Annotated in this window: 15 protein-coding genes; 5 read left to right on the forward strand and 10 right to left on the reverse strand. The window is 70.4% G+C overall.

Features of this window, described 5'->3' with window-relative positions:
- Positions 1 to 915, reverse strand: a complete 915-nt coding sequence (locus ACIRD7_RS18910) for a reductase (protein ID WP_403454395.1) — start codon at positions 913 to 915, stop codon at positions 1 to 3.
- Between the two features lie 45 nt (positions 916 to 960).
- Between ACIRD7_RS18910 and ACIRD7_RS18915 the strand changes: the two genes are divergently transcribed.
- From ACIRD7_RS18915 to ACIRD7_RS18930, 4 genes are all read left to right on the forward strand, one after another.
- Positions 961 to 1,479: an Lrp/AsnC family transcriptional regulator gene (locus ACIRD7_RS18915; RefSeq protein ID WP_403454396.1), complete on the forward strand. Its 519-nt coding sequence runs from the start codon at positions 961 to 963 to the stop codon at positions 1,477 to 1,479.
- 29 nt (positions 1,480 to 1,508) lie between these two features.
- Positions 1,509 to 1,895, forward strand: a complete 387-nt coding sequence (locus tag ACIRD7_RS18920; protein WP_403455094.1) for a MerR family transcriptional regulator — start codon at positions 1,509 to 1,511, stop codon at positions 1,893 to 1,895.
- 14 nt (positions 1,896 to 1,909) lie between these two features.
- A complete protein-coding gene (locus tag ACIRD7_RS18925; RefSeq protein ID WP_403454397.1) occupies positions 1,910 to 2,224 on the forward strand; it encodes a thioredoxin family protein in 315 nt (104 codons plus the stop codon).
- 166 nt (positions 2,225 to 2,390) lie between these two features.
- On the forward strand, positions 2,391 to 4,607 hold the full coding sequence (locus tag ACIRD7_RS18930) for a HelD family protein (protein ID WP_403454399.1): 2,217 nt from the start codon (positions 2,391 to 2,393) through the stop codon (positions 4,605 to 4,607).
- A 119-nt stretch (positions 4,608 to 4,726) separates the two neighbouring features.
- Here the strand turns inward: ACIRD7_RS18930 and glgB are convergent, their stop codons facing one another.
- From glgB to ACIRD7_RS18955, 5 genes are all read right to left on the reverse strand, one after another.
- Positions 4,727 to 7,426: a 1,4-alpha-glucan branching enzyme gene (gene glgB, locus ACIRD7_RS18935; protein ID WP_403454400.1), complete on the reverse strand. Its 2,700-nt coding sequence runs from the start codon at positions 7,424 to 7,426 to the stop codon at positions 4,727 to 4,729.
- Positions 7,423 to 8,868, reverse strand: a complete 1,446-nt coding sequence (locus ACIRD7_RS18940) for a maltokinase (RefSeq protein WP_403454402.1) — start codon at positions 8,866 to 8,868, stop codon at positions 7,423 to 7,425. Before ACIRD7_RS18940 ends, glgB begins: the two co-directional genes overlap by 4 nt.
- Positions 8,869 to 8,952: 84 nt before the next feature.
- Positions 8,953 to 10,653, reverse strand: a complete 1,701-nt coding sequence (gene treS, locus ACIRD7_RS18945) for a maltose alpha-D-glucosyltransferase (protein WP_403454404.1) — start codon at positions 10,651 to 10,653, stop codon at positions 8,953 to 8,955.
- Positions 10,650 to 12,749: an alpha-1,4-glucan--maltose-1-phosphate maltosyltransferase gene (locus ACIRD7_RS18950; RefSeq protein ID WP_403454405.1), complete on the reverse strand. Its 2,100-nt coding sequence runs from the start codon at positions 12,747 to 12,749 to the stop codon at positions 10,650 to 10,652. Before ACIRD7_RS18950 ends, treS begins: the two co-directional genes overlap by 4 nt.
- A gap of 238 nt (positions 12,750 to 12,987) precedes the next feature.
- The gene (locus ACIRD7_RS18955; protein ID WP_403454407.1) at positions 12,988 to 14,190 is read right to left on the reverse strand and encodes a S8 family peptidase; all 1,203 of its coding nucleotides are present in this window, start codon (positions 14,188 to 14,190) and stop codon (positions 12,988 to 12,990) included.
- A gap of 341 nt (positions 14,191 to 14,531) precedes the next feature.
- Here ACIRD7_RS18955 and ACIRD7_RS18960 point away from each other — a divergent pair, with 341 nt between their 5' ends.
- A complete protein-coding gene (locus tag ACIRD7_RS18960) occupies positions 14,532 to 17,159 on the forward strand; it encodes a glycosyltransferase family 1 protein (RefSeq protein WP_403454408.1) in 2,628 nt (875 codons plus the stop codon).
- A 42-nt stretch (positions 17,160 to 17,201) separates the two neighbouring features.
- Here the strand turns inward: ACIRD7_RS18960 and ACIRD7_RS18965 are convergent, their stop codons facing one another.
- From ACIRD7_RS18965 to ACIRD7_RS18980, 4 genes are all read right to left on the reverse strand, one after another.
- Positions 17,202 to 17,726 carry a DUF1990 family protein gene (locus ACIRD7_RS18965; RefSeq protein WP_403454409.1) on the reverse strand — a complete coding sequence of 175 codons (525 nt, stop codon included), beginning with the start codon at positions 17,724 to 17,726 and terminating at the stop codon, positions 17,202 to 17,204.
- Positions 17,727 to 17,794: 68 nt separating this feature from the next.
- The gene (locus tag ACIRD7_RS18970; RefSeq protein WP_403454410.1) at positions 17,795 to 19,450 is read right to left on the reverse strand and encodes a M4 family metallopeptidase; all 1,656 of its coding nucleotides are present in this window, start codon (positions 19,448 to 19,450) and stop codon (positions 17,795 to 17,797) included.
- Positions 19,451 to 19,661: 211 nt separating this feature from the next.
- Positions 19,662 to 21,704, reverse strand: a complete 2,043-nt coding sequence (locus tag ACIRD7_RS18975) for a M4 family metallopeptidase (protein ID WP_403454412.1) — start codon at positions 21,702 to 21,704, stop codon at positions 19,662 to 19,664.
- A gap of 293 nt (positions 21,705 to 21,997) precedes the next feature.
- Complete coding sequence (locus tag ACIRD7_RS18980; protein WP_403454414.1) at positions 21,998 to 24,028, reverse strand: NAD(+) synthase; 2,031 nt, start codon at positions 24,026 to 24,028, stop codon at positions 21,998 to 22,000.
- Positions 24,029 to 24,030: the final 2 nt, after the last annotated feature.

A 24,030-nucleotide genomic window follows, 5' to 3' on the forward strand; every position in this document is an offset into this window, starting at 1 on the left:
TCAGTCCTGGTCCTTTCCGAGGGTCTCGGCGACGGCCTTCGGCAGCCACTCCCGGGCGCGGGTGAAGCGGAAACCGAGTCGTGTGGCACGGGAGTTGTCCATGCCGTAGGCGCGGGTGAAGGCGAACGGGGAGACCTCGCCGACCTCGACGGGCCGCAGCACGGTCCGGCCGTCCGGCAGGTGCGCGGCGATCGCGTCGCACAGCTCCTCCGTGGTCAGCAGGCCGTGGGAGGCGGCGTTGACCGGGCCCGTGAAGTCCTCGCCCGCCGCCCAGAACAGGAAGTCGGCGATCTCCTCGACATGGATGTACGTCGCCGGGTGGTTCACGACCGGAACGGCGATCGGCTCACCGGCCCGGATACGGCTCGCGTAGTGGGCCATACGGCCCGTGAAGTCGTCGTCCCCGCCCAGCACATGCGCGACGCGCACCGCCGTGTACGGGAAGTCCGGGCCGGCCGCGAACACCGCCTCCGCCTGCCGCTTGCCCTCGCCGTAGTGGGTTTCGAGGAACTCCGCGTCGTCCCAGGGAAGTTCGAGATCCACCGGCACGCCCAGCGGATCCACGTCCGCCTCGCGTACGGGGGCGATCGAGTCCTCGTACTCGTACACCTCGACCGTCGACGTGAGCACGTACCGCCGCGTGCGGCCGGTGAAGACCCGGCGGGCGATCTCCGCCTGGCGCGGCGTGTAGCAGACCTGGTCGACCACCACGTCGAACGTCCGCGGTCCCAGCGCCGCCGTCAGGGAGTTCTCGTCGTCGCGGTCGGCGACCAGATGGACCGCGCCCGGCGGCGGGGCGGCCGACCCCCGATTGAGAACCGTCACCCGGTCCCCGGCGGCCAGCAGCCGCGCGATCAACCGCTTGCCGAAATAGCGGTTCCCGCCGATGACCAGTACCTCTCGTCCCTTGCGCATGACCATAATTCTCCTGGCCCAGCACCGCGCTCTGAAGGGGAAGACATGGGAGATCCGGGCACCGCGCCGAAAGAACCACGGCATCTGCGCCCAGCCACCGCCGAAACATCGGTGGCCTTCGACGCCCTGGACCGGCAGATCCTGGAGCTCCTCCAGACCGACGGCCGGATCAAGCTGAGCGAGCTGGGCCGACGGGTGCGGCTCAGCCCCGCCGCGGTCACCGAGCGGGTCCGGCGGCTGGAGTCGGCGGGCGTGATCACGGGATACGGCGCCCAGGTCCTGCCCGCCCGGCTCGGCTACGGCATCCAGGCCTTCATCCGGGTCAACCCGCACGGCGGATACACCCTCCGCCACCCCCGCACCCTGGAGCTGATCGACCGCCCGGAGATCGTCGAGGTCCATCACGTCGTCGGCGAGGACTGCTGGATCCTCAAGGTCGCCGTCGAGGACACGGCCCACCTGGAGGAGATCCTCGAAGCTACCTCGGCGCTCGGCCGCACCACGACGTCGATCGTGCTGTCCTCCCCGGTGCGCACCAAACCCCTGCTGCCGCGGTTGCCCTGACGTCGGCGTCAAGGCTTACGTTCGTGGACATGCGAATCGGCGAGCTGGCCGCGCGGGCCGGGACCACGACGCGCACGTTGCGCTACTACGAGTCGCGTGGGCTGCTGCCCGCGCGGCGCAGCGGCAACGGGTACCGGACCTATGACGAGGACGACCTGAAGCTGCTGCGGCAGATCAGGACGCTGCAGGACTTCGGGTTCGACCTGGAGGAGACCCGGCCCTTCGTGGAGTGCCTGCGGGCCGGGCACCCCGAGGGCGACACCTGTCCCGCCTCGCTCGCGGTCTACCGGCGCAAGCTGGACGAGCTCGACGCGCTGATCGGCGAGTTGCAGGCCGTACGGGCCAAGATCGGCCTGCGTCTTGCGACGGCCGAGGGCGAACCACCGTTGTGCGAACTGGGAGGGCAGGGGCTGTGATCAAGGCGGCGGGCGTGACCGAGGTGACGGACGCGGACTTCGAGACGGAGGTGATCGGGGCCGACCTGCCGGTGCTGGTGGAATTCACCGCGGACTGGTGCCCGCCGTGCCGGCAGATGGGACCGGTGCTCACCGCCCTGGCCGACGAGACGAGCGACCGCCTGAAGGTGGTCCAGCTCGACGTGGACACCAACCCGCTGACCACGAACGCCTACCGGGTGCTGTCGATGCCGACCTTCATGGTCTTCCGGGGCGGTGAGCCCGTGAAGTCGATGATGGGGGCGCGGCCCAAGCGGCGGCTGCTGGAGGAGCTCGCCGACGTGCTCTGATCCGACGCCCCACAAAGAAATCCCCCGAGCAATTGCGCTCGGGGGATTTCTCTGCGTATATTCAATGGTTCGCGACTTCCGTGTAATTAGTCGCGGTGAAGTCCAGTGAGCACAGTATATCCGGGCGGGAGCAGAATTGTCAAACACCGAATTTCAAGACGGTGAAATGCGACGCGAACAGGAATTCATCGACGGCCTGTACGCGCGCGTGGACGCGTTGCGCGGTGACACCGAGTCCTCCGTCACGGACGCGCTCGCCCAGGGCAACACGCCCATGCAGGCCCGGCTGGAGCGGGACATCCTCGTCGCCGAACGCTCGGGGCTCCTCGCCGCGCTGAACGCCGTGGACGGCTCGCTGTGCTTCGGCCGGATCGACCTCTCCTCCGGCGTCAGCCACCACATCGGCCGGATCGGCCTGCGCACCGACGACGCCGACCGCACGCCCCTCCTGATCGACTGGCGCGCCGACGTCGCCCGCCCCTTCTACCTGGCCACCGGCCACACCCCGATGGGGCTGCGGCGCAGGCGGCACATCACCACCAGCGGCCGTGCGGTCACCGCCCTGCACGACGAGATCCTCGACCTCGGGGACGAGGAGCGCACCGGCCACGAGGACCCGACCGGCGACGCCGTGCTGCTCGCCGCGCTGAACTCCGCGCGCACGGGCCGGATGAACGACATCGTGCAGACCATCCAGGCCGAGCAGGACGAGATCATCCGGGCCCCGCACCGCGGGGTGCTGGTGGTGGAGGGCGGTCCCGGCACCGGCAAGACGGCGGTCGCCCTGCACCGGGCCGCCTATCTCCTGTACGAACACCGCGAACTGCTCGCCCGGCGCGCGGTCCTGATCGTCGGCCCCAACCCCGCCTTCCTCGGCTACATCGGCGAGGTCCTGCCCTCGCTCGGCGAGACCGGCGTCCTGCTGGCGACGGTCGGCGAACTGTTCCCCGGGGTGCGGGCGACGGCGACCGACACGCGGGCGGCGGCCGCCGTGAAGGGCCGGGCCGACATGGCCGACGTGCTCGCCGAAGTCGTACGCGACTGGCAGGCGCTGCCCGATCCGGTGATCGCGATCGAGCACGACCGCGAGATCCTGATGCTCGACGACGACCTGGTGCGGGTCGCCCGCGAGCGCACCCGGGCGGCGAAGCTCCAGCACAACGCGGCGCGCGAGCACTTCGAGGGGCACATCCTCAACACGCTCACCGAGCTGTACGCCGAGCGGGTCGGCACCGACCCCTACGACGGCAGCAGCCTCCTGGACGCGAGCGACGTCACCCAGATCCGCGACGAGATCGCCGAGAACCCCGAGATCTGGGCGGCCATCGACCAGTTGTGGCCGCGCCTGACCCCGCAGCGCCTGCTCGCCGACTTCCTCGCCGACCCCGTGGGCTACCTCCCCGACGAGGACGCGGCCGCCATCCGCCGGCCCGTGACACGGCAGTGGACCGTCGCGGACGTGCCGCTGCTGGACGAGGCGGCGGAACTGCTCGGCGAGGACGACCGGCTGCGGCGGGCTCTCGCCGAACGCGAGCGCGAGACGCAGGTCGCCTACGCGCAGGGCGTGCTGGACGTCTCGTACGCCTCGCGCACCTACGAGTTCGAGGACAAGGACGAGGAGGACTCCGAGGTCCTCTCCGCGCACGACATCATCGACGCGGAGCGTTTCGCCGAGCGCCAGGAGGAGGACGACCACCGCAGCGCGGCCGAGCGGGCGGCGGCCGACCGGACCTGGGCGTTCGGGCACATCATCGTCGACGAGGCTCAGGAGCTGTCGCCGATGGCCTGGCGGCTGCTCATGCGGCGCAGCCCGACCCGTTCGATGACGCTGGTGGGCGATCCGGCCCAGACGGCGGAGGCGGCGGGCGTCGGCTCGTGGCGCGAGATCCTCCAGCCGTACGTCGAGGACCGCTGGGAGCACACCCGCCTCGGCGTCAACTACCGCACGCCGGTCGAGATCATGGAGCTGGCGGCGGCCGTGGTGCGGGCGGAGGACCCCGGCTTCGAGCCGCCGAGTTCGGTGCGCACGACGGGCGTACGGCCCTGGGTACGCGCCACCGACGACCTGCCCGGCGCGGTGGCGAAGGCGGTCGGGGAGCTGACCCCGGCCGAGGGGCGCCTCGCGGTCATCGCACCGCGGCATCTGCACCGCAAGCTGGCGGAGCGGCTGGACGGGGTGACGGCGGGCGCCGAGCCCGACCTGACGCGGACCGTCGTACTCCTCGACCCGCGTCAGGCGAAGGGGCTGGAGTTCGACTCGGTGCTGGTGGTGGAGCCGGGGCTGTACGGCACTAGTGATCTGTACGTGGCGCTGACTCGGGCCACGCAGCGGTTGGGGGTTTTGCACACGGGGCGGTTGCCGAGGGGTCTGGCCACCGCCTGAACCGGTTTCGCCCCAAACGCCGGAGGGGCTGGAAATCCAGCCCCTCCGGCGTTTGAGGAGCGGGGTCTGGGGCGGAGCCCCAGAAGGATGGGACGGGTAGGGGCGGCGGGGGCGAAAAACTATGCCGGCCGCAGCCACACCGTCGCCAGCGGCGGCAGCGTCAGCCGCACGCTGGCCGGGCGCCCGTGCCACCCTTGTGGCTCCGGCTTGATCGCGTCCGGGTTCGTGACGTCCCCGCCCCCGTACCGCGCCGCGTCCGTGTTCAGCGCCTCGTACCAGGCGGGCACGTCCTCCGGCACCCCGAGCCGGTAGTCGTGCCGGACCACCGGCGACAGATTCGACACCGCCAGCAGCGGAGCACCCTCGGCGTCGTAGCGAAGGAACGCCAGCACGTTGTCGTCGGCCGCGTCACCCACCACCCACTGGAAACCGGACGGATCGGTGTCCCGCTGCCACAGGGCCGGCGTGTGGAGGTAGACCGTGTTCAGGTCCCGGACCAGGTCCCGCACACCCCGGTGATCGGGCTCCGCCCCGTACGCCGGATCCAGCAGCCACCAGTCCGGACCGTGCGCCTCCGACCATTCGGCGCCCTGAGCGAACTCCTGCCCCATGAAGAGCAGTTGCTTGCCGGGGTGTGCCCACATGAAGCCCAGGTAGGCCCGGTGGTTGGCGCGCTGCTGCCACCAGTCGCCCGGCATCTTCGACACCAGCGACCGCTTGCCGTGCACCACCTCGTCGTGGGAGATGGGCAGGACGTAGTTCTCGCTGTACGCGTACACCATCGAGAACGTCATCTCGTTGTGGTGGTACTTGCGGTGCACCGGCTCCTTCGCCATGTACTCCAGCGAGTCGTGCATCCAGCCCATGTTCCACTTCAGGCCGAAACCCAGCCCCCCGAACCCGCCGGGGCCCGGCACATGCGTCGGACGCGTCACGCCGTCCCAGGCCGTCGACTCCTCCGCGATCGTCACGACCCCCGGCACCCGCCGGTACACCGTCGCGTTCATCTCCTGGAGGAACGCCACCGCGTCCAGGTTCTCCCGGCCGCCGTGCTCGTTCGGCACCCACTGGCCCGGCTCGCGCGAGTAGTCCAGGTAGAGCATCGACGCCACCGCGTCCACCCGGAGCCCGTCGATGTGGAACTCCTCGCACCAGTAAAGGGCGTTGGCCACCAGGAAGTTGCGCACCTCGCGCCGGCCGAAGTCGAACTCCAGCGTGCCCCAGTCGGGGTGCGCGGACTTGAGCGGATCCTCGTGCTCGTACAGCGGGCGCCCGTCGAACTCGGCCAGCGCCCAGTCGTCGCGCGGGAAGTGCGCCGGCACCCAGTCCATCAGTACGCCGACGCCGGCATGGTGGAGCCGGTCCACCAGGTACTTGAAGTCGTCCGGCGTGCCAAGCCGGGCCGTGGGCGCGTAGAAGCCGGTGACCTGGTAGCCCCACGAGCCGCCGAAGGGATGCTCGGCGACCGGCATCAGCTCGACGTGGGTGAAGCCCAGGTCCTTCACGTAAGCGGGGAGCTGTTCGGCCAGTTGGCGGTACGTCAGTCCGGGGCGCCAGGAGGCCAGATGGACCTCGTAGACCGAGAACGGCGCCTCATGCGTCGGCACCGATCCCCGCCGCTCCAGCCACTCGGCGTCGCCCCACTCGTGGTGCGAGGCGTGCACGATCGACGACGTGTTCGGCGGGGCCTCGGTGCGGCGGGCCAGCGGGTCCGCGCGCAGCGACTTCGAACCGTCCGGCCGCGTGATCTCGAACTTGTACAGCTCGCCCTCACCGATCTCGGGGACGAACAGCTCCCAGACGCCGGTGCCGCCGAGGGAGCGCATCGGATACCCGGTGCCGTCCCAGAAGTTGAAGGTGCCGGCCAGGGACACGCCCCGCGCGTTGGGCGCCCACACCGTGAACCGGGTGCCGGTCACGCCCTGGTGCGTCATCGGCTCGGCGCCGAGCGCCCGCCACAGCTCCTCGTGCCGCCCCTCGCCGATCAGATGCAGGTCGAGCTCGCCCAGCGCGGGCAGGAAACGGTAGGCGTCCTCGGTCTCCTGGACCGACCCCTCGTACGCCACGAGCAGCCGGTATCCCGCCGGCACCTCCCGCAGCGGCAGCAGCCCCGAGAAGAACCCGTCCCCGTCGTCGTGCAGTTCGGCCCGCAGGCTCCCCGCGACGACGGTCACCGACAGGGCGAACGGCCGGAAGGCGCGGAAGGCCACACCGCCCGGGAGCGGATGGGCGCCGAGGACGGAGTGCGGGTCGTGGTGGGTGCCGGCCAGGAGCCGGTCACGGTCGCCGGCGTCCAGCGCGGGCGAGACGGCGACCTCCGGGACCGCGGAGACCCCCGCGGGCTCGACCGGCTTCGCGACCGCCTTCTGCGCCGGGATCTTCTTCTGCGCCGCCGCCTTCTGTGCCGGGATCTTCTTGGCGGTGGGCTTCTTGGCGGTGGCCTTCTTGGTCGCGGTGCTCTTCGAAGCCGAGGACTTGGAGGCCGAGCTCTTGGATGCGGAGCTCTTCGCCGCCGTGGCTTTGGCCGCCGTGGTCTTGGCCACTGTCGTCTTGGCCGCGGTCGCCTTCTTCGTCACGGCCTTCTTCGCCGCGGCTTTCTTGGCGGTCGTTTTCTTCGCCGCCGCCTTTTTCTGTCCGGCCTTCTGTCCGACGGCTTTCTCGGTGGCCTTCTTCGCCTTCTTCGCCGTCCCCTTCTTCACGGCCTCCGCGGCCTCCGCGGCCTTGGTCGTCGCCCGTTTGGCGACGCTCGTCTTCTCGACCGACTGCTCGGCCGTGTTCTGGGGTTCCGAACCGCTGGAGGGAGTGGTGCGGGGGGTCACGGGCGGGGCCTCCTAGGCGAAGGTGGGAAGGGGGGAGTGGAGGGGGACGGGCTGCCGGCGTCCGCGGCGAGACGGCGTATCGCGGACATCGGCACCGGGAGCCAGTCGGGGCGGTGGCGGGCCTCGTAGACGACCTCGTAGATCGCCTTGTCGGTCTCGTACGCGCGCAGCAGCACCGGATCGGTCCGCGGGTCGGTGCCGCTGACCTGGGCGTACCCGGAGCAGTACGCGGCCCGGCAGGTGTCGGCCCAGCCCGGTACCGGCATCTCGGCCGAGTGGGCGGCGTAGTCGAAGGAGCGCAGCATCCCGGCGACGTCCCGCACCGGCGGCTGCGGCATCCGCCGCTCGGCCAGCGGCTTCGACGGCTCGCCCTCGAAGTCGATCAGCCACCACCGGCCGCCGGGTGAGCGCAGGCACTGCCCGAGGTGCAGATCGCCGTGGATGCGCTGGGCGGTCCAGGTGCAGCCCTCGGCGGCGAGTTCGGCCAGCGCCTCGAACGCGGAGCGCAGGCCGGGCGCGTACGGCCGCAGCGCGGGCACCGCCTGGGCGGCCGTGTCGAGCCGCTCGACCATGCCGTCGACCAGCTGCTGCACCTGCGTACGGCCCAGGCTCACGGTCGGCAGCGTACGCGCCAGCGCCGTGTGCACCTCGGCGGTCGCGCGGCCGAGCGCGCGCGCCTCGGCGGCGAAGTCCTCGCCCTTGGCCAGCTCGCGCAGCGCCAGCTCCCAGCCGTCCGCCGCGCCCTGCACGAACGGCTGGAGCACGCCCAGCACATACGTCTCGCCGGCCAGCTCCGCCCGGAACCACGCCGTCGGCGCCGGCACCCGGTCGCAGCCCTCGCCGGCCAGCGCGAGCGGCAGTTCCAGGTCGGGATTGACGCCCGGCACGACCCTGCGCAGCAGCTTCAAGATGAACGTATCGCCATAGACGACCGACGAGTTCGACTGCTCGGACGTGACCAGGCGGGGCACCAGAGCCGACCGGATCTCCTGGCCGGCGTCCCGTTCGAAGCGCAGCGCGCCGACGCGGGCCTCGGTGCGCAGGGCTTCGAGAAGCAGGTCGGCGGGGCGGGCGTCGGACAGGGCGTCGTACACCGTGCGTCCGGCGAGCGGGCCCTCGGCCACATGTCCGATCAGCGCGGGCGCCAGCCGGGGTGGCAGCGCCTCGCGCTCGCCTATGACGAGCTGGTAGCAGTCGGCGGGCTGCTCGGGCGCGCCCGGCACCAAGGAGACCGGTTGATGCGCGCGCACCAGTAGGTGGTAGAGGCCCAGTTTGCCACCGGGGGGCAGCAACTCCGTGGCCGCGACCAGCGAGAGCCCGCTGACCGGACGCCCCTTGCCGGCGAACCACCGCTGTCGCGGCAGCCACTCCCGTAGCAGTGGATCCAGCGACGCAAGGAGGCCGGGCTGGGTGGTGACGGTACGGGTGACGGCTTCCGACATGGCGTCGCGTCCTTTCCCCGGGCGGTCGGGGTGTTACTTCTGCGTGCCCCGGGCAGGGCGGTGGAAACCGCCCCGCCCGGGCTCTCAGGCGGCGTCCTTGCGCAACCGGAACCAGTAGAAGCCGTGGCCCCCGAGGGTCAGCAAGTACGGGAGCTCACCGACGGCCGGGAATCGCACCCCGCCGAACAGCTCCACGGGATGTCGGCCGTTGAACCTGCGCAGATCGAGTTCCGTCGGCTGCGCGAACCGCGAGAAGTTGTTCACGCACAGGACGAGATCGTCCTCGTATTCGCGCAGGAACGCGATCACGGCCGGATTCGACGACTGGAGTTCGGTGTACGAGCCCAGTCCGAACGCCGGGTTCTGTTTGCGGATCTCGATCATGCGCCGGGTCCAGTGCAGGAGAGAGGACGGCGAGGACATCGACGCCTCGACATTCGTCACCTGGTAACCGTAGACCGGGTCCATGATGGTCGGCAGGTAAAGCCGTCCCGGGTCGCTCGACGAGAAGCCCGCGTTGCGGTCCGGGGTCCACTGCATCGGTGTGCGCACGGCGTCGCGGTCGCCGAGCCAGATGTTGTCGCCCATGCCGATCTCGTCGCCGTAGTAGAGAATCGGCGAGCCGGGGAGCGACAGCAGCAGAGCGGTGAACAGCTCGATCTGGTTGCGGTCGTTGTCGAGGAGCGGGGCGAGGCGCCGTCGGATGCCGATGTTGGCGCGCATGCGGGGGTCCTTGGCGTATTCCGCCCACATGTAGTCGCGTTCCTCGTCGGTGACCATTTCGAGGGTCAGCTCGTCGTGGTTGCGCAGGAAGATGCCCCACTGGCAGCCGGAGGGAATGGCCGGTGTCTTGGCGAGGATTTCCGAGACGGGGTAGCGGGATTCCCGGCGCACGGCCATGAAGATGCGCGGCATGACCGGGAAGTGGAAGGCCATGTGGCACTCGTCGCCACCGCTGGAGTAGTCGCCGAAGTAGTCGACCACGTCTTCGGGCCACTGGTTGGCTTCCGCCAGCAGCACCGTGTCCGGGTACTGGGCGTCGATCTCTTTCCGTACCCGCTTGAGGAACTCGTGGGTGGCGGGGAGGTTCTCGCAGTTCGTGCCCTCCTCCGCGTACAGATAGGGCACGGCGTCCAGCCGGAAGCCGTCGATTCCCAGGTCCAGCCAGAACTTCAGCGCCGAGAGGATCTCCTCCTGCACGGCCGGGTTCTCGTAGTTGAGATCCGGCTGGTGGGAGAAGAACCGGTGGAAGAAGTACTGCTTGCGGACCGGGTCGAAGGTCCAGTTGGAGGCTTCGGTGTCGACGAAGATGATGCGGGCGTCGGAATAGGCCTTGTCGTCGTCGGCCCACATGTAGTAGTCGCCGTAGGGCCCGTCCGGGTCCTTTCTCGACTCCTGGAACCACGGGTGCTGGTCGCTGGTGTGGTTCATGACGAAGTCGATGATGACGCGCATGCCGCGCTGGTGGGCGGCGTCGACGAATTCCACGAAGTCGGCGAGGTCGCCGAATTCGGGGAGGACCGAGGTGTAGTCGGAGACGTCGTAGCCGCCGTCGCGCAGTGGTGACTTGAAGAAGGGCGGCAGCCACAGGCAGTCGACGCCGAGCCATTGCAGGTAGTCGAGTTTGGCGGTCAGGCCTTTGAGGTCGCCGACGCCGTCGCCGTTGCTGTCCTGGAAGGAGCGGACCAGGACCTCGTAGAAGACGGCGCGTTTGAACCAGTCGGGATCACGATCCTTGGCAGGAGTGTCCTCGAAGGTGTCCTGAACGGGCTCGTTGACGATCATTTTGTGGGTGACCCTCCGATCTGCGGGGTGGACGGTCGCAGAACACGAAAGATGTGCGCGGGCGCGCGGCCCGGCTCGAGGCGCACATAGTTGGCCCTGCCCCAGTGATAGGTCTCGCCGGTGAGCTCGTCGCGCACCGGCACCGACTCGTGCCATTCCAGGCCGAGTTGCGGCATGTCCAACGAGACCGTGGCCTCCTGGGTGTGGTGAGGGTCGAGGTTGGCGACCACCAGAACCGTGTTCGAGCCCTGCCGTTTGGAGTACGCGATCACCGCCTCCTGGTCCGCGTGGTGGAAGTGGAGGTCGCGGAGCTGTCGCAGGGCCGGATTCTCGCGGCGGATCGTGTTGAGCCGGGTGATCAGCGGGGCGATCGTGTCGGCGGTGTCCCAGTCGCGGGGGCGCAGCTGGTACTTCTCGGAGTCGAGGTACTCCTCGCTGCCCGGCCGCAGGGGGGTGTTCTCGCACAGTTCGTAGCCGCTGTAGATGCCCCAGGTGGGGGAGAGGGTGGCGGCCAGGACGGCGCGGACCTCGAAGGCGGGGCGGCCGCCTTCCTGGAGGTAGGCGTGCAGGATGTCGGGGGTGTTGGCGAAGAAGTTCGGCCGCATGTAGGCGGCCGCCTCCCCGGACAGCTCGGTGAGGTACTCCGTCAGTTCCTGCTTGGTGTTGCGCCAGGTGAAGTACGTGTACGACTGCTGGAAGCCGATCTGGGCCAGGGTGTGCATCATGGCCGGCCGGGTGAAGGCCTCGGCGAGGAAGATGACGTCGGGGTCGGTGCGGTTGATGTCCGCGATCACCCTCTGCCAGAACACCACCGGCTTGGTGTGCGGGTTGTCGACCCGGAAGATCCGCACTCCGTGGTCCATCCAGTGCCGCAGCACGCGAAGCGTCTCGGCGATCAGACCGTCCAGGTCGGCGTCGAAGGCGATGGGGTAGATGTCCTGGTACTTCTTCGGCGGGTTCTCCGCGTACGCGATCGTGCCGTCCGGGCGGTGGTGGAACCACTCGGGGTGCTTGTCCACCCACGGGTGGTCCGGCGAGCACTGCAGGGCGAAGTCGAGAGCGACCTCCAGACCCAGCTCCCCGGCGCGCGTCACGAACCGGTCGAAGTCCTCGATCGTGCCCAGGTCCGGGTGGACCGCGTCGTGGCCGCCCTCGGGGGAGCCGATGGCCCACGGCACGCCCACGTCGTCGGGGCCGGCGGAGAGCGTGTTGTTGGGGCCCTTGCGGAAGGTCGTCCCGATGGGGTGGATCGGCGGGAGGTAGACGACGTCGAAGCCCATCGCCGCGATCCCCGGCAACCGGCCCGCGGCCGTCTCGAACGTGCCGTGCGGACGCTCGGGCGTGCCCTCGGAGCGGGGGAAGAACTCGTACCAGGAGCCGTACAGGGCGCGTTCGCGCTCGACCAGCAGGGGCAGCGGATCGGATGCGGTGACCAGGTCCCGCAGCGGATACCGGCCCAGCACCGCGTCCACCTCGGGCGTCAGCGCGGCCGCCAACCGCCAGGCGGCCGGGCGGGTTTCGTCCCGCAGCGCCTCGACCGCCGCGGTGATCACCGTCCGGCCCTCGCGCCCGGGTACGCCGGCGGCGGCGCGCTCGTACAGCCGCGCGCCCTCCTCCAGCACCAGGTCCGTGTCCATCCCGGCCGGGATCTTGATCTGGGCGTGGTGCCGCCAGGTGGTGACCGGGTCGCCCCAGGCCTCGACCCGGTAGGTCCAGTGGCCCGGCTCGCCGGCGGTGACGTCGGCGCCCCAGCGGTCGGTGCCGGGGGCGAGTTCACGCATCGGGGTCCAGGGACCCGGACGGCCGTCCGGGTCGGTCAGGACGACATTGGCGGCCACGGCGTCGTGCCCCTCGCGGAACACGGTGGCCGAGATCTCGAAGGTCTCGCCCGTCACCGCCTTCGCGGGCCTGCGCCCGTGCTGGACGATCGGGCGGACGTCGAGAACCGGTATGCGCCCCACGCCGCCGGCCATGTCGGTCGCGGAGGGTCGCTCCGGAGCCGGCGGTCCGGGGGCGGCGGTGGTGGCGCGGGGGACTGGGGGCGCTTCGGTGCGCGGCGTCGGGGGTGAGGACGGCTGGTGGTGCATGGCGGGCATGACCGCTCCTGTCCGCGTCAACTTGGGTGGGCGGATGGCTGTGGGGAGGTGGGTCCTGCGTGGTGGTGCGCCGTGCGCCCCGGGGGCGCACGGGTGGGGTGTACCGGAGGAGCCTTCCCACCCTATTCGGGTGGGCAATCCGGCACTTTGTTAACTACTCACGCGTATGTCTACGCACAAGACCGGCCCCGTTCGGCAAGAACGGGGCCGGTGTCCGCAACTCGCCGTGAAGAGGCCGCTATGAGCCCGGTACCTGCACGAGTTTGTTCGGTGAGCCGAGCCCTCGGCCGGAGACCTTTCCGGAAACGGCCTGTGCCACGAGGGCCTTGGAAACCTGTGCCGGCCTCGCCTTGCGATGACCGGCCAGGTAGAGCGCGGCCACGCCCGCGACGTGCGGCGACGCCATCGACGTACCGGAGAAGGTCGCCCTGCCCCGGTCGCTCGCGTACGACGCCGAGGTGATCCCGACGCCCGGGGCGAACAGGTCGAGAGCGGGGCCGAAGTTGGAGAAGCCCGCCCTCGCGTCCCGCTGGTCGGTGGCGCCGACGGTGATGGCCTCCTTCACCGCCGCCGGGGAGTAGAGGCCGGCCGGCAGTCCGTCGTTGCCCGCCGCCACCGTGTAGGTGACGCCGGAGGCGACGGAGTTGCGTACGGCGGTGTCCAGCTGGGTGTTGCGGTAGCCGCCGAGGCTGACGTTGGCGACCGCCGGCTTCTTCGCGTGCCGGGTCACCCAGTCGATGCCGGCGATGACGTCGGCCGTGCTGCCGCCGCCGGAGTTGTCGAGCACGCGTACCGCTACGACCTTGGCGTTCTTCGCCACGCCGTACTGTTTGCCCGCGATCGTGCCGGCGACATGGGTGCCGTGGCCGTTGCCGTCACCGGCGCCGCGGTCGCCGCCGACGAAGTCCCACCCGTAGCTCGCCCGGCCGCCGAAGTCCTTGTGCGAGATGCGGATGCCGGTGTCGATGACGTAGACCGTCACCCCGGTGCCCGCGGACTCGGGCCAGGTGTAGCTCTTGTTCAGCGGAAGATTGGCCTGATCGATGCGGTCCAGGCCCCAGGACGGCGGGTTCTTCTGGGTGTGCTCCAGGGTCACGCGGGTGTCCTGGACGACGGAGGCGACCCGTGGGTCCGCCGCGAGCCGCCTGGCCTGTCTCTCGTCGGCCCGCACGGCGTAGCCGTTGAGGACCGTGCCGTAGGTGTGGCTTATTTTCGCCCCGTACTTTTCGGCGAGGCTCTTTCCGGCCCCCGACGGAGCCTTCGTTCCCCCCTTGAGTGTCACCAGGTAACTGCCGCTGACGGAGCCGGGGTCCCCGGCGCCGAGTATCTGCCCCTCCGGTGCGGCGTGCGCGGGCAGGGCGGTGGCCGAAAGCGCGGCGACACAGGTCACCGCGGTCAGCCCGCCTGCCCGGCGCAGACGCCGTGTGCGCGTCCGTGCCATGGTGTGAGTTCCCCTCCTCAACTCGGCGCACGGCGGCCGTCGATCGCCGGGTGCACCCGGCGTGGCCGGTACGCCCTCAGTCACCCTCTCGTGATGTGAGAAGTCGCCACAAGGACGCCTACGGGGGCGGAATCGGCCATATCGTCCATGGGGGATCTGTAAAGGTTGCGGCACTTTCCGGACGTACGTGCTCCCTTCCCTGCCGCTTGACAACCAGTGACCGCCGGTGACGGCCGAAACGACGCACTGTGGTTACGAAGCCCCCATACCGATACCGTCGGGGGCGATGACGGGACCCACACCGCCGTGGGCCCCCTGCCACGCGCTGCCCGAGGTGAACCGTGAAGGCGATCCGTCGATTCACCGTCCGACCTGTCCTCCCCGAACCCCTCCGGCCCATCGGCGACCTGGCGCGCAACCTGCGCTGGTCGTGGCATACGGAGACCCGTGACCTCTTCCAGTCCGTGGACCCCGAGCGCTGGGCCGCGTCGGGCAACGACCCCGTACGGCTGCTGGGCAGTGTGTCGCCCGCACGCCTCGCGGAGCTGGCCGAGGACCGCCGCTTCCTGCGCCGGCTGACGGCTGTCGCCGACGACCTCAACGACTACGTCACCGGCGACCGCTGGTATCAGGAGCAGTCCGCCGAACTCCCGGCCGCCGTCGCCTACTTCTCGCCCGAGTTCGGCATCACCGCCGCCCTGCCCCAGTACTCCGGCGGCCTCGGCATCCTGGCCGGCGACCATCTCAAGGCGGCCAGCGACCTCGGTGTCCCGCTGATCGGCGTGGGCCTGCTGTACCGGCACGGGTACTTCCGGCAGACCCTGTCCCGGGACGGCTGGCAGCAGGAGCACTACCCGGTCCTGGACCCCAACGAGCTGCCGCTGGCCCTCCTGAAGGAGCCGGACGGCACCCCCGCCCAGGTCTCGCTCGCCCTGCCCGGCGGCAGGTCGCTGCACGCCCGCGTCTGGCTCGCCCAGGTCGGCCGGGTGCCGCTGCTGATGCTCGACTCCGACGTCGAGGAGAACGACCTCGGCGAACGCGGGGTGACCGACCGGCTCTACGGCGGCGGCAGTGAGCACCGGCTGCTCCAGGAGATGCTCCTGGGCATAGGAGGGGTGCGGGCGGTGCGGACGTACTGCCGTCTGACCGGCCACCCCGACCCCGAGGTCTTCCACACCAACGAGGGCCATGCGGGCTTCCTCGGCCTGGAGCGCATCGCGGAGCTGTGCGAGGGCGAGGGGCTGGACTTCGACGCCGCCCTGGAGGCGGTGCGGGCCGGCACGGTCTTCACCACCCACACGCCGGTCCCGGCCGGCATCGACCGCTTCGACCGTGAGCTGGTCGCCCACCACTTCGGCCCCGCCGCCGAACTCCCGGGCATCGACGTCGAACGCGTCCTCCAGCTCGGCATGGAGACGTACCCCGGCGGCGAGCCGAACCTTTTCAACATGGCGGTGATGGGCCTGCGCCTGGGGCAGCGGGCGAACGGGGTCTCGCTGCTGCACGGCAACGTCAGCCGTGAGATGTTCTCCGGCCTGTGGCCGGGCTTCGACCCCGACGAGGTGCCGATCACCTCGGTCACCAACGGCGTGCACGCGCCGACCTGGGTGGCCCCCGAGGTGTTCCGCCTGGGCGCCCGCCAGATCGGCGCCCAGCGCACCGAGGACGCGATGACCGTCGGCGGCTCGGACCGCTGGGACGCGGTGGGGGAGATCCCCGACCAGGACGTCTGGGAGCTGCGGCGGGTGCTGCGCGAGCAGCTGGTGCTGGAGGTGCGGGAGCGGCTGCGCGCGTCCTGGCGTCAACGGGGCGCCGGTACGGCCGAGCTGGGCTGGATCGACGGCGTCCTGGACCCCGACGTCCTGACGATCGGATTCGCGCGCAGGGTCCCGTCGTACAAGCGCCTGACCCTCATGCTCCGCGACCGCGACCGGCTGATGGACCTGCTCCTGCACCCGGAGCGGCCGATCCAGATCGTGGTCGCGGGCAAGGCGCACCCGGCCGACGACGGCGGCAAGCGTCTGGTCCAGGAGCTGGTGAGGTTCGCGGACGACCCGCGGGTGCGCCACCGCATCGTGTTCCTGCCGGACTACGGCATGGCGATGGCCCAGAAGCTCTACCCCGGCTGCGACATCTGGCTGAACAACCCGCTCAGGCCGCTGGAGGCGTGCGGCACCTCGGGCATGAAGGCGGCGCTGAACGGCTGCCTCAACCTCTCCGTCCTGGACGGCTGGTGGGACGAGTGGTTCCAGCCCGACTTCGGCTGGGCGATCCCCACGGCGGACGGCACGGGCACGGACCCCGACCGCCGGGACGACATAGAGGCGGCGGCGCTGTACGACCTGCTGGAGCAGCGGGTGACCCCCCGCTTCTACGAGCACGGCCCGGCCGGTCTGCCCGACCGCTGGATCGAGATGGTCCGCCAGACCCTCACCCTGCTCGGCCCGAAGGTCCTCGCGGGCAGGATGGTGCGCGAGTACGTGGAGCGCCTCTACACGCCCGCGGCCCATGCCCACCGGGCGATGACGCCGGACGCGGCGCGCGAGCTGGCGGGCTGGAAGTCACGGGTCCGCTCGGCGTGGCACGACGTGAGCGTCGACCACGTGGCGACGTCGGTGGCGACGGTGACGGCCACGGCGGAACTCGGCAGCACCCTCACCCTCCACGTCCGCGTCGGCCTCGGCGACCTCGCCCCCGACGACGTGGAGGTCCAGGCCGTCTCGGGCCGCGTCGACTCGGAGGACCGCATCGCGGACGCCTCCACGGTCCCGCTGAAGCCGACCGGGGGCCCGGACACGGAGGGCCGCTGGACGTACGAGGGCCCGCTGTCGCTGGACCGGACGGGGCCGTACGGCTACACGGTCCGGATCCTTCCGGCGCACCGACTGCTGGCGTCGAGCGCGGAGCTGGGGTTGGTGGCGGTGCCCGCCGAGGACGTGGGGGAGGGGGCGGGGGTGTTGCTGCGGTGACGCTCCGGCGGGCCGGGATGTCTTCGGGGACGCGGCCGTCCGTCAGTACTCCTCCTTGAACTCCCGCTCGCAGAGCTGCCGCAACACCGCCCCGCACCGCCGCGCGTAGGCCTGCTGCAGGCCGCGCGCGGCCGCTCCGCCCGCTCGGGTGTACCACTTGGCCGCGCGGCTGAAGGCGCGGACGGTCAGCCAGACCGTGCCGTCGCCGGTGCGTTCGACGACGAAGGCCTCCTCGCCGCTCTCGGGGTGGCCGGAGAGGGTGCCGTACGCCCAGCCGACGCGGCGGTACTCCTCGACCGTCCACACGACGCGGCAGGGGGCCTTGATGACGCCGGCGAGGGTGACGGTGACGTTGACGTCGGGAGCCGCGCGGTCGGCCGAGGCCTCTATGCCGACGCCCAGCGCGCGGTGCATCTCCCAGGCCATGACCGCCTCGGCGGCTCTGCGGAAGACGTCCTCGCCCTCGCCGATGCGGGTGCGTACGTGCAGGGAGTGGAAGCCGGGCGGGCAGAAGCCGTTCTCCCGGGTCGCGCCGACGTCGTCGTACGTGAAAGGCCCCAAAGACATAGTCACCAAGAGTAGGGCGGCCCCCGGGGATGCCTTCGTCCCGGGGGCCGCCCATCACTGCCCGCGCGTCAGCTCACGTTGATGGCGGACCATGCCGCCGCCACCGTCTTGTACTCGGTGCTGGTGGAGCCGTACAAGGCGGACGCCGCGCTCAGCGTCGCCGTGCGGGCGGCCTTGTAGTTGGTGGTCGAGGTCATGTACTCGGTCAGGGCCTTGTACCAGATCGCGGCGGCCTTGGCGCGGCCGATCCCGGTGACCGTCGAGCCGTTGGACGTCGGGGAGTCGTAGCTGACCCCGTTGATCGTCTTCTTGCCGCTGCCCTCCGACAGCAGGTAGAAGAAGTGGTTCGCGGGGCCCGAGGAGTAGTGCACGTCCAGGCCGCCCAGCGACGAGGACCAGCTGTCCTTGGACGCGCCGTCCTTGCTCGGCTTGTCCATGTAGCGCAGCGGGGTGCCGTCGCCGTTGATGTCGATCTCCTCGCCGATGAGGTAGTCACCGACGTCGGAGGAGTTGTTGGCGTAGAACTCCACCGCCGTGCCGAAGATGTCGGAGGTCGCCTCGTTCAGACCGCCGGACTCGCCGGAGTAGTTCAGGCCCGCGGTGTTGGAGGTGACGCCGTGGGTCATCTCGTGGCCGGCCACGTCCAGCGAGGTCAGCGGGTTGGTGTTGCCCTCGCCGTCGCCGTACGTCATGCAGAAGCAGCTGTCGGACCAGAACGCGTTGACGTAGGCGTTGCCGTAGTGGACACGCGAGTAGGCGGCCTTGCCGTCGTTCTTGATGCCGCTGCGGCCGAAGGTCTCCTTGTAGAAGTCCCAGGTCTCCTGCGCGCCGTAGGCCGCGTCGACGGCGGCCGTCTGGTCGGAGGAGGAGCTGGAGGCGGTGCCGGTGCCCCAGGCGTCGTCCGCGTCCGTGAACAGCGTGCCGGCGGAGGAACTGGTGCTGCGGGCCTTGTTGTACGTCTTGTGGCCGCCGCGCGTGGTGTCGTACAGCTGGTACGTCGAACCCGACTTGGTCGTGCCGAGGGTGACCGTGCCCGAGTACAGGCTCTTGCCGCTGCCGGTCTCGATGCCCTGGTACTCGAAGAGCTTCTTGCCGGTGGCCGCGTCGGTGATGACGTGCAGCTCGTTCGGGGTGCCGTCGTCCTGGAGGCCGCCGACGACGGTCTCGTAGGCGAGGGTCGGCTTGCCGTCCGCGGCCCAGATCACCTTGCGGGGCGCCTGGTTCGCCTCGGTCTTCGCCGAGCCCGCCGCCTTGGCCAGCTTCACGGCCTGGCCCTCGGCCTTGTCCGCCGTGATGGCCGGCTTGAGCGAGGCGACCTTGATGGTGGCCTTCGTCGCCTTGGTCACGCCCTTTCTCGCGCCGGACGCCGACTCGTGGACGACCAGGTCGCCGCCGAGGACCGGCAGGCCCGCGTAGGTGCGCTCGTAGCGGGTGTGGACGCTGCCGTCGGCGTCCTTGACGACGTCCTTGACGACCAGCTTCTCCTGGGCGCCGAGGCCTATCTCGTCGGCGGTCTCGGCGGCCTTGGCCTGCTGGTCCTTGATGAGGGTGGTGCGGGCCGCGGGGGCGAGCGCGACCGGGACCGCCAGTGGGGTGGCCTTGGTGCCGGCGGCCGCGGCGGCCGAACCACCGGAGGTCAGCGCGGTGGTGAGGAGGGCCCCGGCCGCCACGGTGGTGGCTATGGCCAGGGTGGTGCGCTTGCGACGCGCGTAGAGGGGGGTCACACGAGCTCCTTTTGTGGGGGAGGTGCATTGGTGCTGGTGCGGCGGGTGGGGGAAGCGTGACACCTGGGACGCGTACATGTCAGGACTGCTCGGTGATGTTGGCCAAAACTTGACTGAAGGGTGAATGTTTCAGAAACGTGAACGGGCGCCGTCCCGGCGGGAGTTGAACCCACCGAGACGACGCCCTGTCAGAGGCAGACCGCGAACGGGCCTACGGGAAGGTGAGCTTCCAGCTGTTGATGTAACCGGTGTCGATGGCCGCGTTGTCCTGGACGCGCAGCGTCCAGACGCCGTTGGCCACCTCGGAGGAGGCGTTCACCGTGTACGTCGTGTTGAGGTTGTCCGAACTGCCGCCGGTGCCGTAGCCCTTCAGCGTGTACACCGTGCCGTCGGGGGCGAGCAGATCCACCTTGAGGTCACCGACGTAGGTGTGCACGATGTCCACGGCGACCTGGAGGTTGGACGGCGCGTTGCCGGTCCGGCCGGACACCGTGATCGGCGAGGTGACCGCCGCCCCGTTGTCCGGGATCGACACGTCGGTGCCGCTCTCGAACGACGTACCGCCGCCGCCCCCGGGGCGGGTGCCCACGGCGACGCCGGCCCAGGCGTCCTGCACGGCCTTGTACTCGGGGCTCGTGGTGCCGTACAGCTCACCGGTGGCCGCGAGGGTGCCGGTGCGGGCGGCCGCGTAGTTGGTGTTCGAGGTGAACTTGGTGGTCAGCGAGCGGAACCAGATCTTCTCCGCCTTGTCGCGGCCGATGCCGGTGACCGGAAGGCCGTCCGAGGTGGGCGAGTTGTAGGTGACACCGTTGATGCTCTTGGTGCCGCTGCCCTCGCTCAGCAGGTAGAAGAAGTGGTTCGCCGGGCCCGACGAGTAGTGCACGTCGATCGAGCCGATGCCCGAGTACCAGGCGTCCTTGGACGCGCCGTCCTTGCTCGGCTTGTCCATGTAGCGCAGCGGGGTGCCGTCGCCGTTGATGTTGATCTCCTCGCCGATGAGGTAGTCACCGACGTCGGAGGAGTTGTTGGCGTAGAACTCGACGGTCGAGCCGAAGATGTCGGAGGTCGCCTCGTTCAGACCGCCGGACTCGCCGCTGTAGACGAGGCCCGCGGTGTTGGACGTGACGCCGTGCGTCATCTCGTGGCCGGCCACGTCGATCGAGGTCAGCGGGTTGGCGTTGCCCGAACCGTCGCCGTACGTCATGCAGAAGCAGCTGTCGGACCAGAACGCGTTCACGTAGTTGTTGCCGTAGTGGACGCGGGAGTAGGCGCCGACGCCGTCGCCCTTGATGCCGCTGCGGCCGTGCACGTTCTTGTAGTAGTCCCACGTCAGCGCGGCACCGTAGTGCGCGTCGGCGCCCGCGGTCTCCAGGTTGGACGCGGCGCCGTTGCCCCACACGTCGTCGGGACCCGAGAAGAGGGTGCCGGTGCCGGAGGTGCCGCGGTTGAGGTTGTACGTCTTGTGGTTGCCGCGCGCGCCGTCGGTCAGGTTGTACGTCGACCCCGACTGCGTGGTGCCCAGCGTCACCGTGCCGCTGTACATCGTGTTGCCGGTACCGGTCTCGATGGCCTGGTACTCGTACAGCTTGGCGCCGGTCGCGGCGTCCGTGATGACGTGCAGCTCGTTCGGGGTGCCGTCCTCCTGGAGGCCGCCGACGACGGTCTCGTAGGCGAGGGTCGGCTTGCCGTTCGCGGCCCAGATCACCTTGCGCGGCGCCTTGTTGACGTCCGGGCTCTTGGCGTCCTCGGCCTTCGCCGCGGCCAGCGCCTGCTTCTCGGCCTTGGCGGCGGGGACGGCGGCGGTCGTGGTGGCCGGCTTGATGGCGGCGCGGGTCGCCTTCACGACGTCCTTGGTGGCGCCGGACTTCGTGGTCTCGACGACCAGGTCGCCGCCGAGGACGGGCAGACCGTCGTAGGTCCGCTCGTAGCGGGTGTGGACCGTGCCGTTGCCGTCCTTGACGACGTCACGGACGACCAGCTTCTCCTTGGCGCCGAGGCCCAGGTCCTTGGCGGTGTCCGCCTTGGCGGCGTTGGCCTCGCGTATCAGCTCGGCGCGCTGGGCGGGGGACAGCTTGACGGACTCGGCGCCCGGTATGACCTTGCCCGCGGCCGACGGTGCCTTCTCCGGGGCTGCGGTGGCGGCGCCCGACTGGACGGCCGCGGCGATCAGGGCGGAGACGCCGACAAGGGCGACGGCGGCGGCCCTCCGGGACGTCGTGTGGGGGGTGCGTCTGTGGGAGGAACTGTCTCTCAACACTGACTCCTTCTGCGCGGCCGCGGATCACGCGGCCAGGGGAGACCGGCCGGCGGGTGGGCCGTCCGGGCAGATCGGGTGGTACGCAGAACGACGAGCGCGTGCGGGAACTGGACGTGCGCGTGCGGGAGTTCGGCCGCGTGCGCCGCCGTGGGGCGGTGCTGTGGGGTTGCTGTGCCGCGGCCGTGGGAAGAGTGGCAGGTGGTTGCGGTTTCTGTCAGGACCGCGTCAGGAAGTTGGCCGGAAATCGTCCGTTGTCCGGGAGTTCACGTTCGATAAACGGACCGGATGTCTCAAGCGTCGAGGCGCGCGAGATCGCGCAGCCACGCCGCCGCGTTGCCGTCCGACGGCGCGCGCCAGTCACCGCGCGGCGAGAGCGAACCACCGGCCGACACCTTCGGCCCGTTCGGCATCGCCGAGCGCTTGAACTGTGCGAACGCGAAGAAGCGGCGGCAGAAGACCTCCAGCCAGCGCTTGATCTCGGCCAGGTCGTACGCCACCCGCTTCGCCTCGGGGAAGCCGGGCGGCCAGGCGCCGGCGTCCGCCTCGTGCCACGCGTGCCAGGCCAGGAAGGCGATCTTCGACGGCCGGAAGCCGTACCGCAGGACGTGGAAGAGCGTGAAGTCGTGCAGCGCGTAGGGCCCGATCTTCGACTCGGTCGACTGCAGTTCCTCGCCCGGCACCAGCTCCGGGCTGATCTCCGTGTCGAGGATCGCGGCCAGCGTCCGGCCGGTCTCCTCGTCGAACTGCTCGCTGCCGATGACCCAGCGGATCAGATGCTGGATCAGCGTCTTCGGCACCCCGCCGTTGACGTTGTAGTGGCTCATCTGGTCGCCGACGCCGTACGTGGACCAGCCCAGCGCCAGCTCCGAGAGGTCACCGGTGCCGAGCACGATGCCACCGCGCTGGTTGGCGAGCCGGAACAGGTAGTCGGTGCGCAGGCCCGCCTGCACGTTCTCGAAGGTGACGTCGTACACCGGCTCACCGGACGCGAACGGGTGGCCCATCTCCTTCAGCATCAGCCGCGCGGTCGGCGTGATGTCCAGCTCGGCCGCGGTCACGCCCAGCGAGTTCATCAGCTTGTGGGCGTTGCCCTTGGTGTGGTCGCTGGTGGCGAAGCCCGGCAGGGTGAACGCCAGGATGTCGCTGCGCGGACGGTCGGCGCGGTCCATCGCCCGGGCGGCGACGATCAGCGCGTGCGTGGAGTCCAGCCCGCCCGACACCCCGATGACGACCTTCGGGCCGCCGATCGCCGCGAGCCGCTGCTGCAGGCCCGCCACCTGGATGTTGTACGCCTCGTAGCAGTCCAGCGCGAGCCGCTCGGCGTCGGCCGGCACGAACGGGAAGCGCTCGACCCGCCGCCTCAGCCCCAGGTCGCTTGTCGGCGGGCCGAGCCGGAACGGCACCCGGCGGAAGTCCCCGGTCCGCCCGGCGTGCGTACGGCGGTTGTCGTCGAACGTGCCCATCCGCTGCCGCTCCTGCCGGAGCAGATCGAGATCGACGTCGGCCACCGCGAACTGGTCGTCGGGGGAGAAGCGGTCCGTCTCGGCCAGCAGGACGCCGTTCTCGTAGACCATGGTCTGGCCGTCCCACGACAGGTCCGTGGTCGACTCACCCAGCCCCGCCGCGGAGTAGACGTACGCCGCGAGGCAGCGCGAGGACGCCGAGCGGCACAGCAGCCGCCGGTCCTCGGCCCGGCCCACCGTGATCGGGCTGCCCGAGAGGTTGGCGAGCACCGTCGCGCCGGCCAGCGCCGCCTCGGCGCTCGGCGGCACCGGCACCCACATGTCCTCGCAGATCTCCGCGTGCAGCACCAGGCCGGGGACGTCCTGGGCCTCGAAGAGCAGGTCCACGCCGAACGGGACCTCCTCGCCGCCGACCCGGATCGTCCCGCCGCGCTCGTCGTCGCCGGACGCGATCTGCCGCCGCTCGTAGAACTCGCGGTAGTTCGGCGGGTACGACTTCGGCGCCACGCCGAGGATCCGCCCGCGGTGCACGATCACCGCGCAGTTGTAGATCCGGTGGCGGTGCCGCAGCGGGGCGCCGACCACCAGGACCGGCAGCAGCTCCGCCGACCCGGCCACGACCGTGCCGAGCGCCTGCTCGACGTCGTCGAGCACGGCGTCCTGGAGCAGCAGGTCCTCGATCGAGTAGCCGGTCAGGCCCAGCTCGGGGAAGACCGCGACCGCGACGCCCTCCTCGGCGCACCCGCGCGCCTGCCGCAGCACGGTCTGCGCGTTGGCGTGCGGGTCGGCGATGACGGTGTGGCCCGTACAGGCGGCGACCCGCGCGAAGCCGTGCTGGTAGATCGACCAGAAGTTCAATG

This window comes from Streptomyces sp. NPDC093568, assembly GCF_044764945.1.
GTDB lineage: Bacteria > Actinomycetota > Actinomycetes > Streptomycetales > Streptomycetaceae > Streptomyces.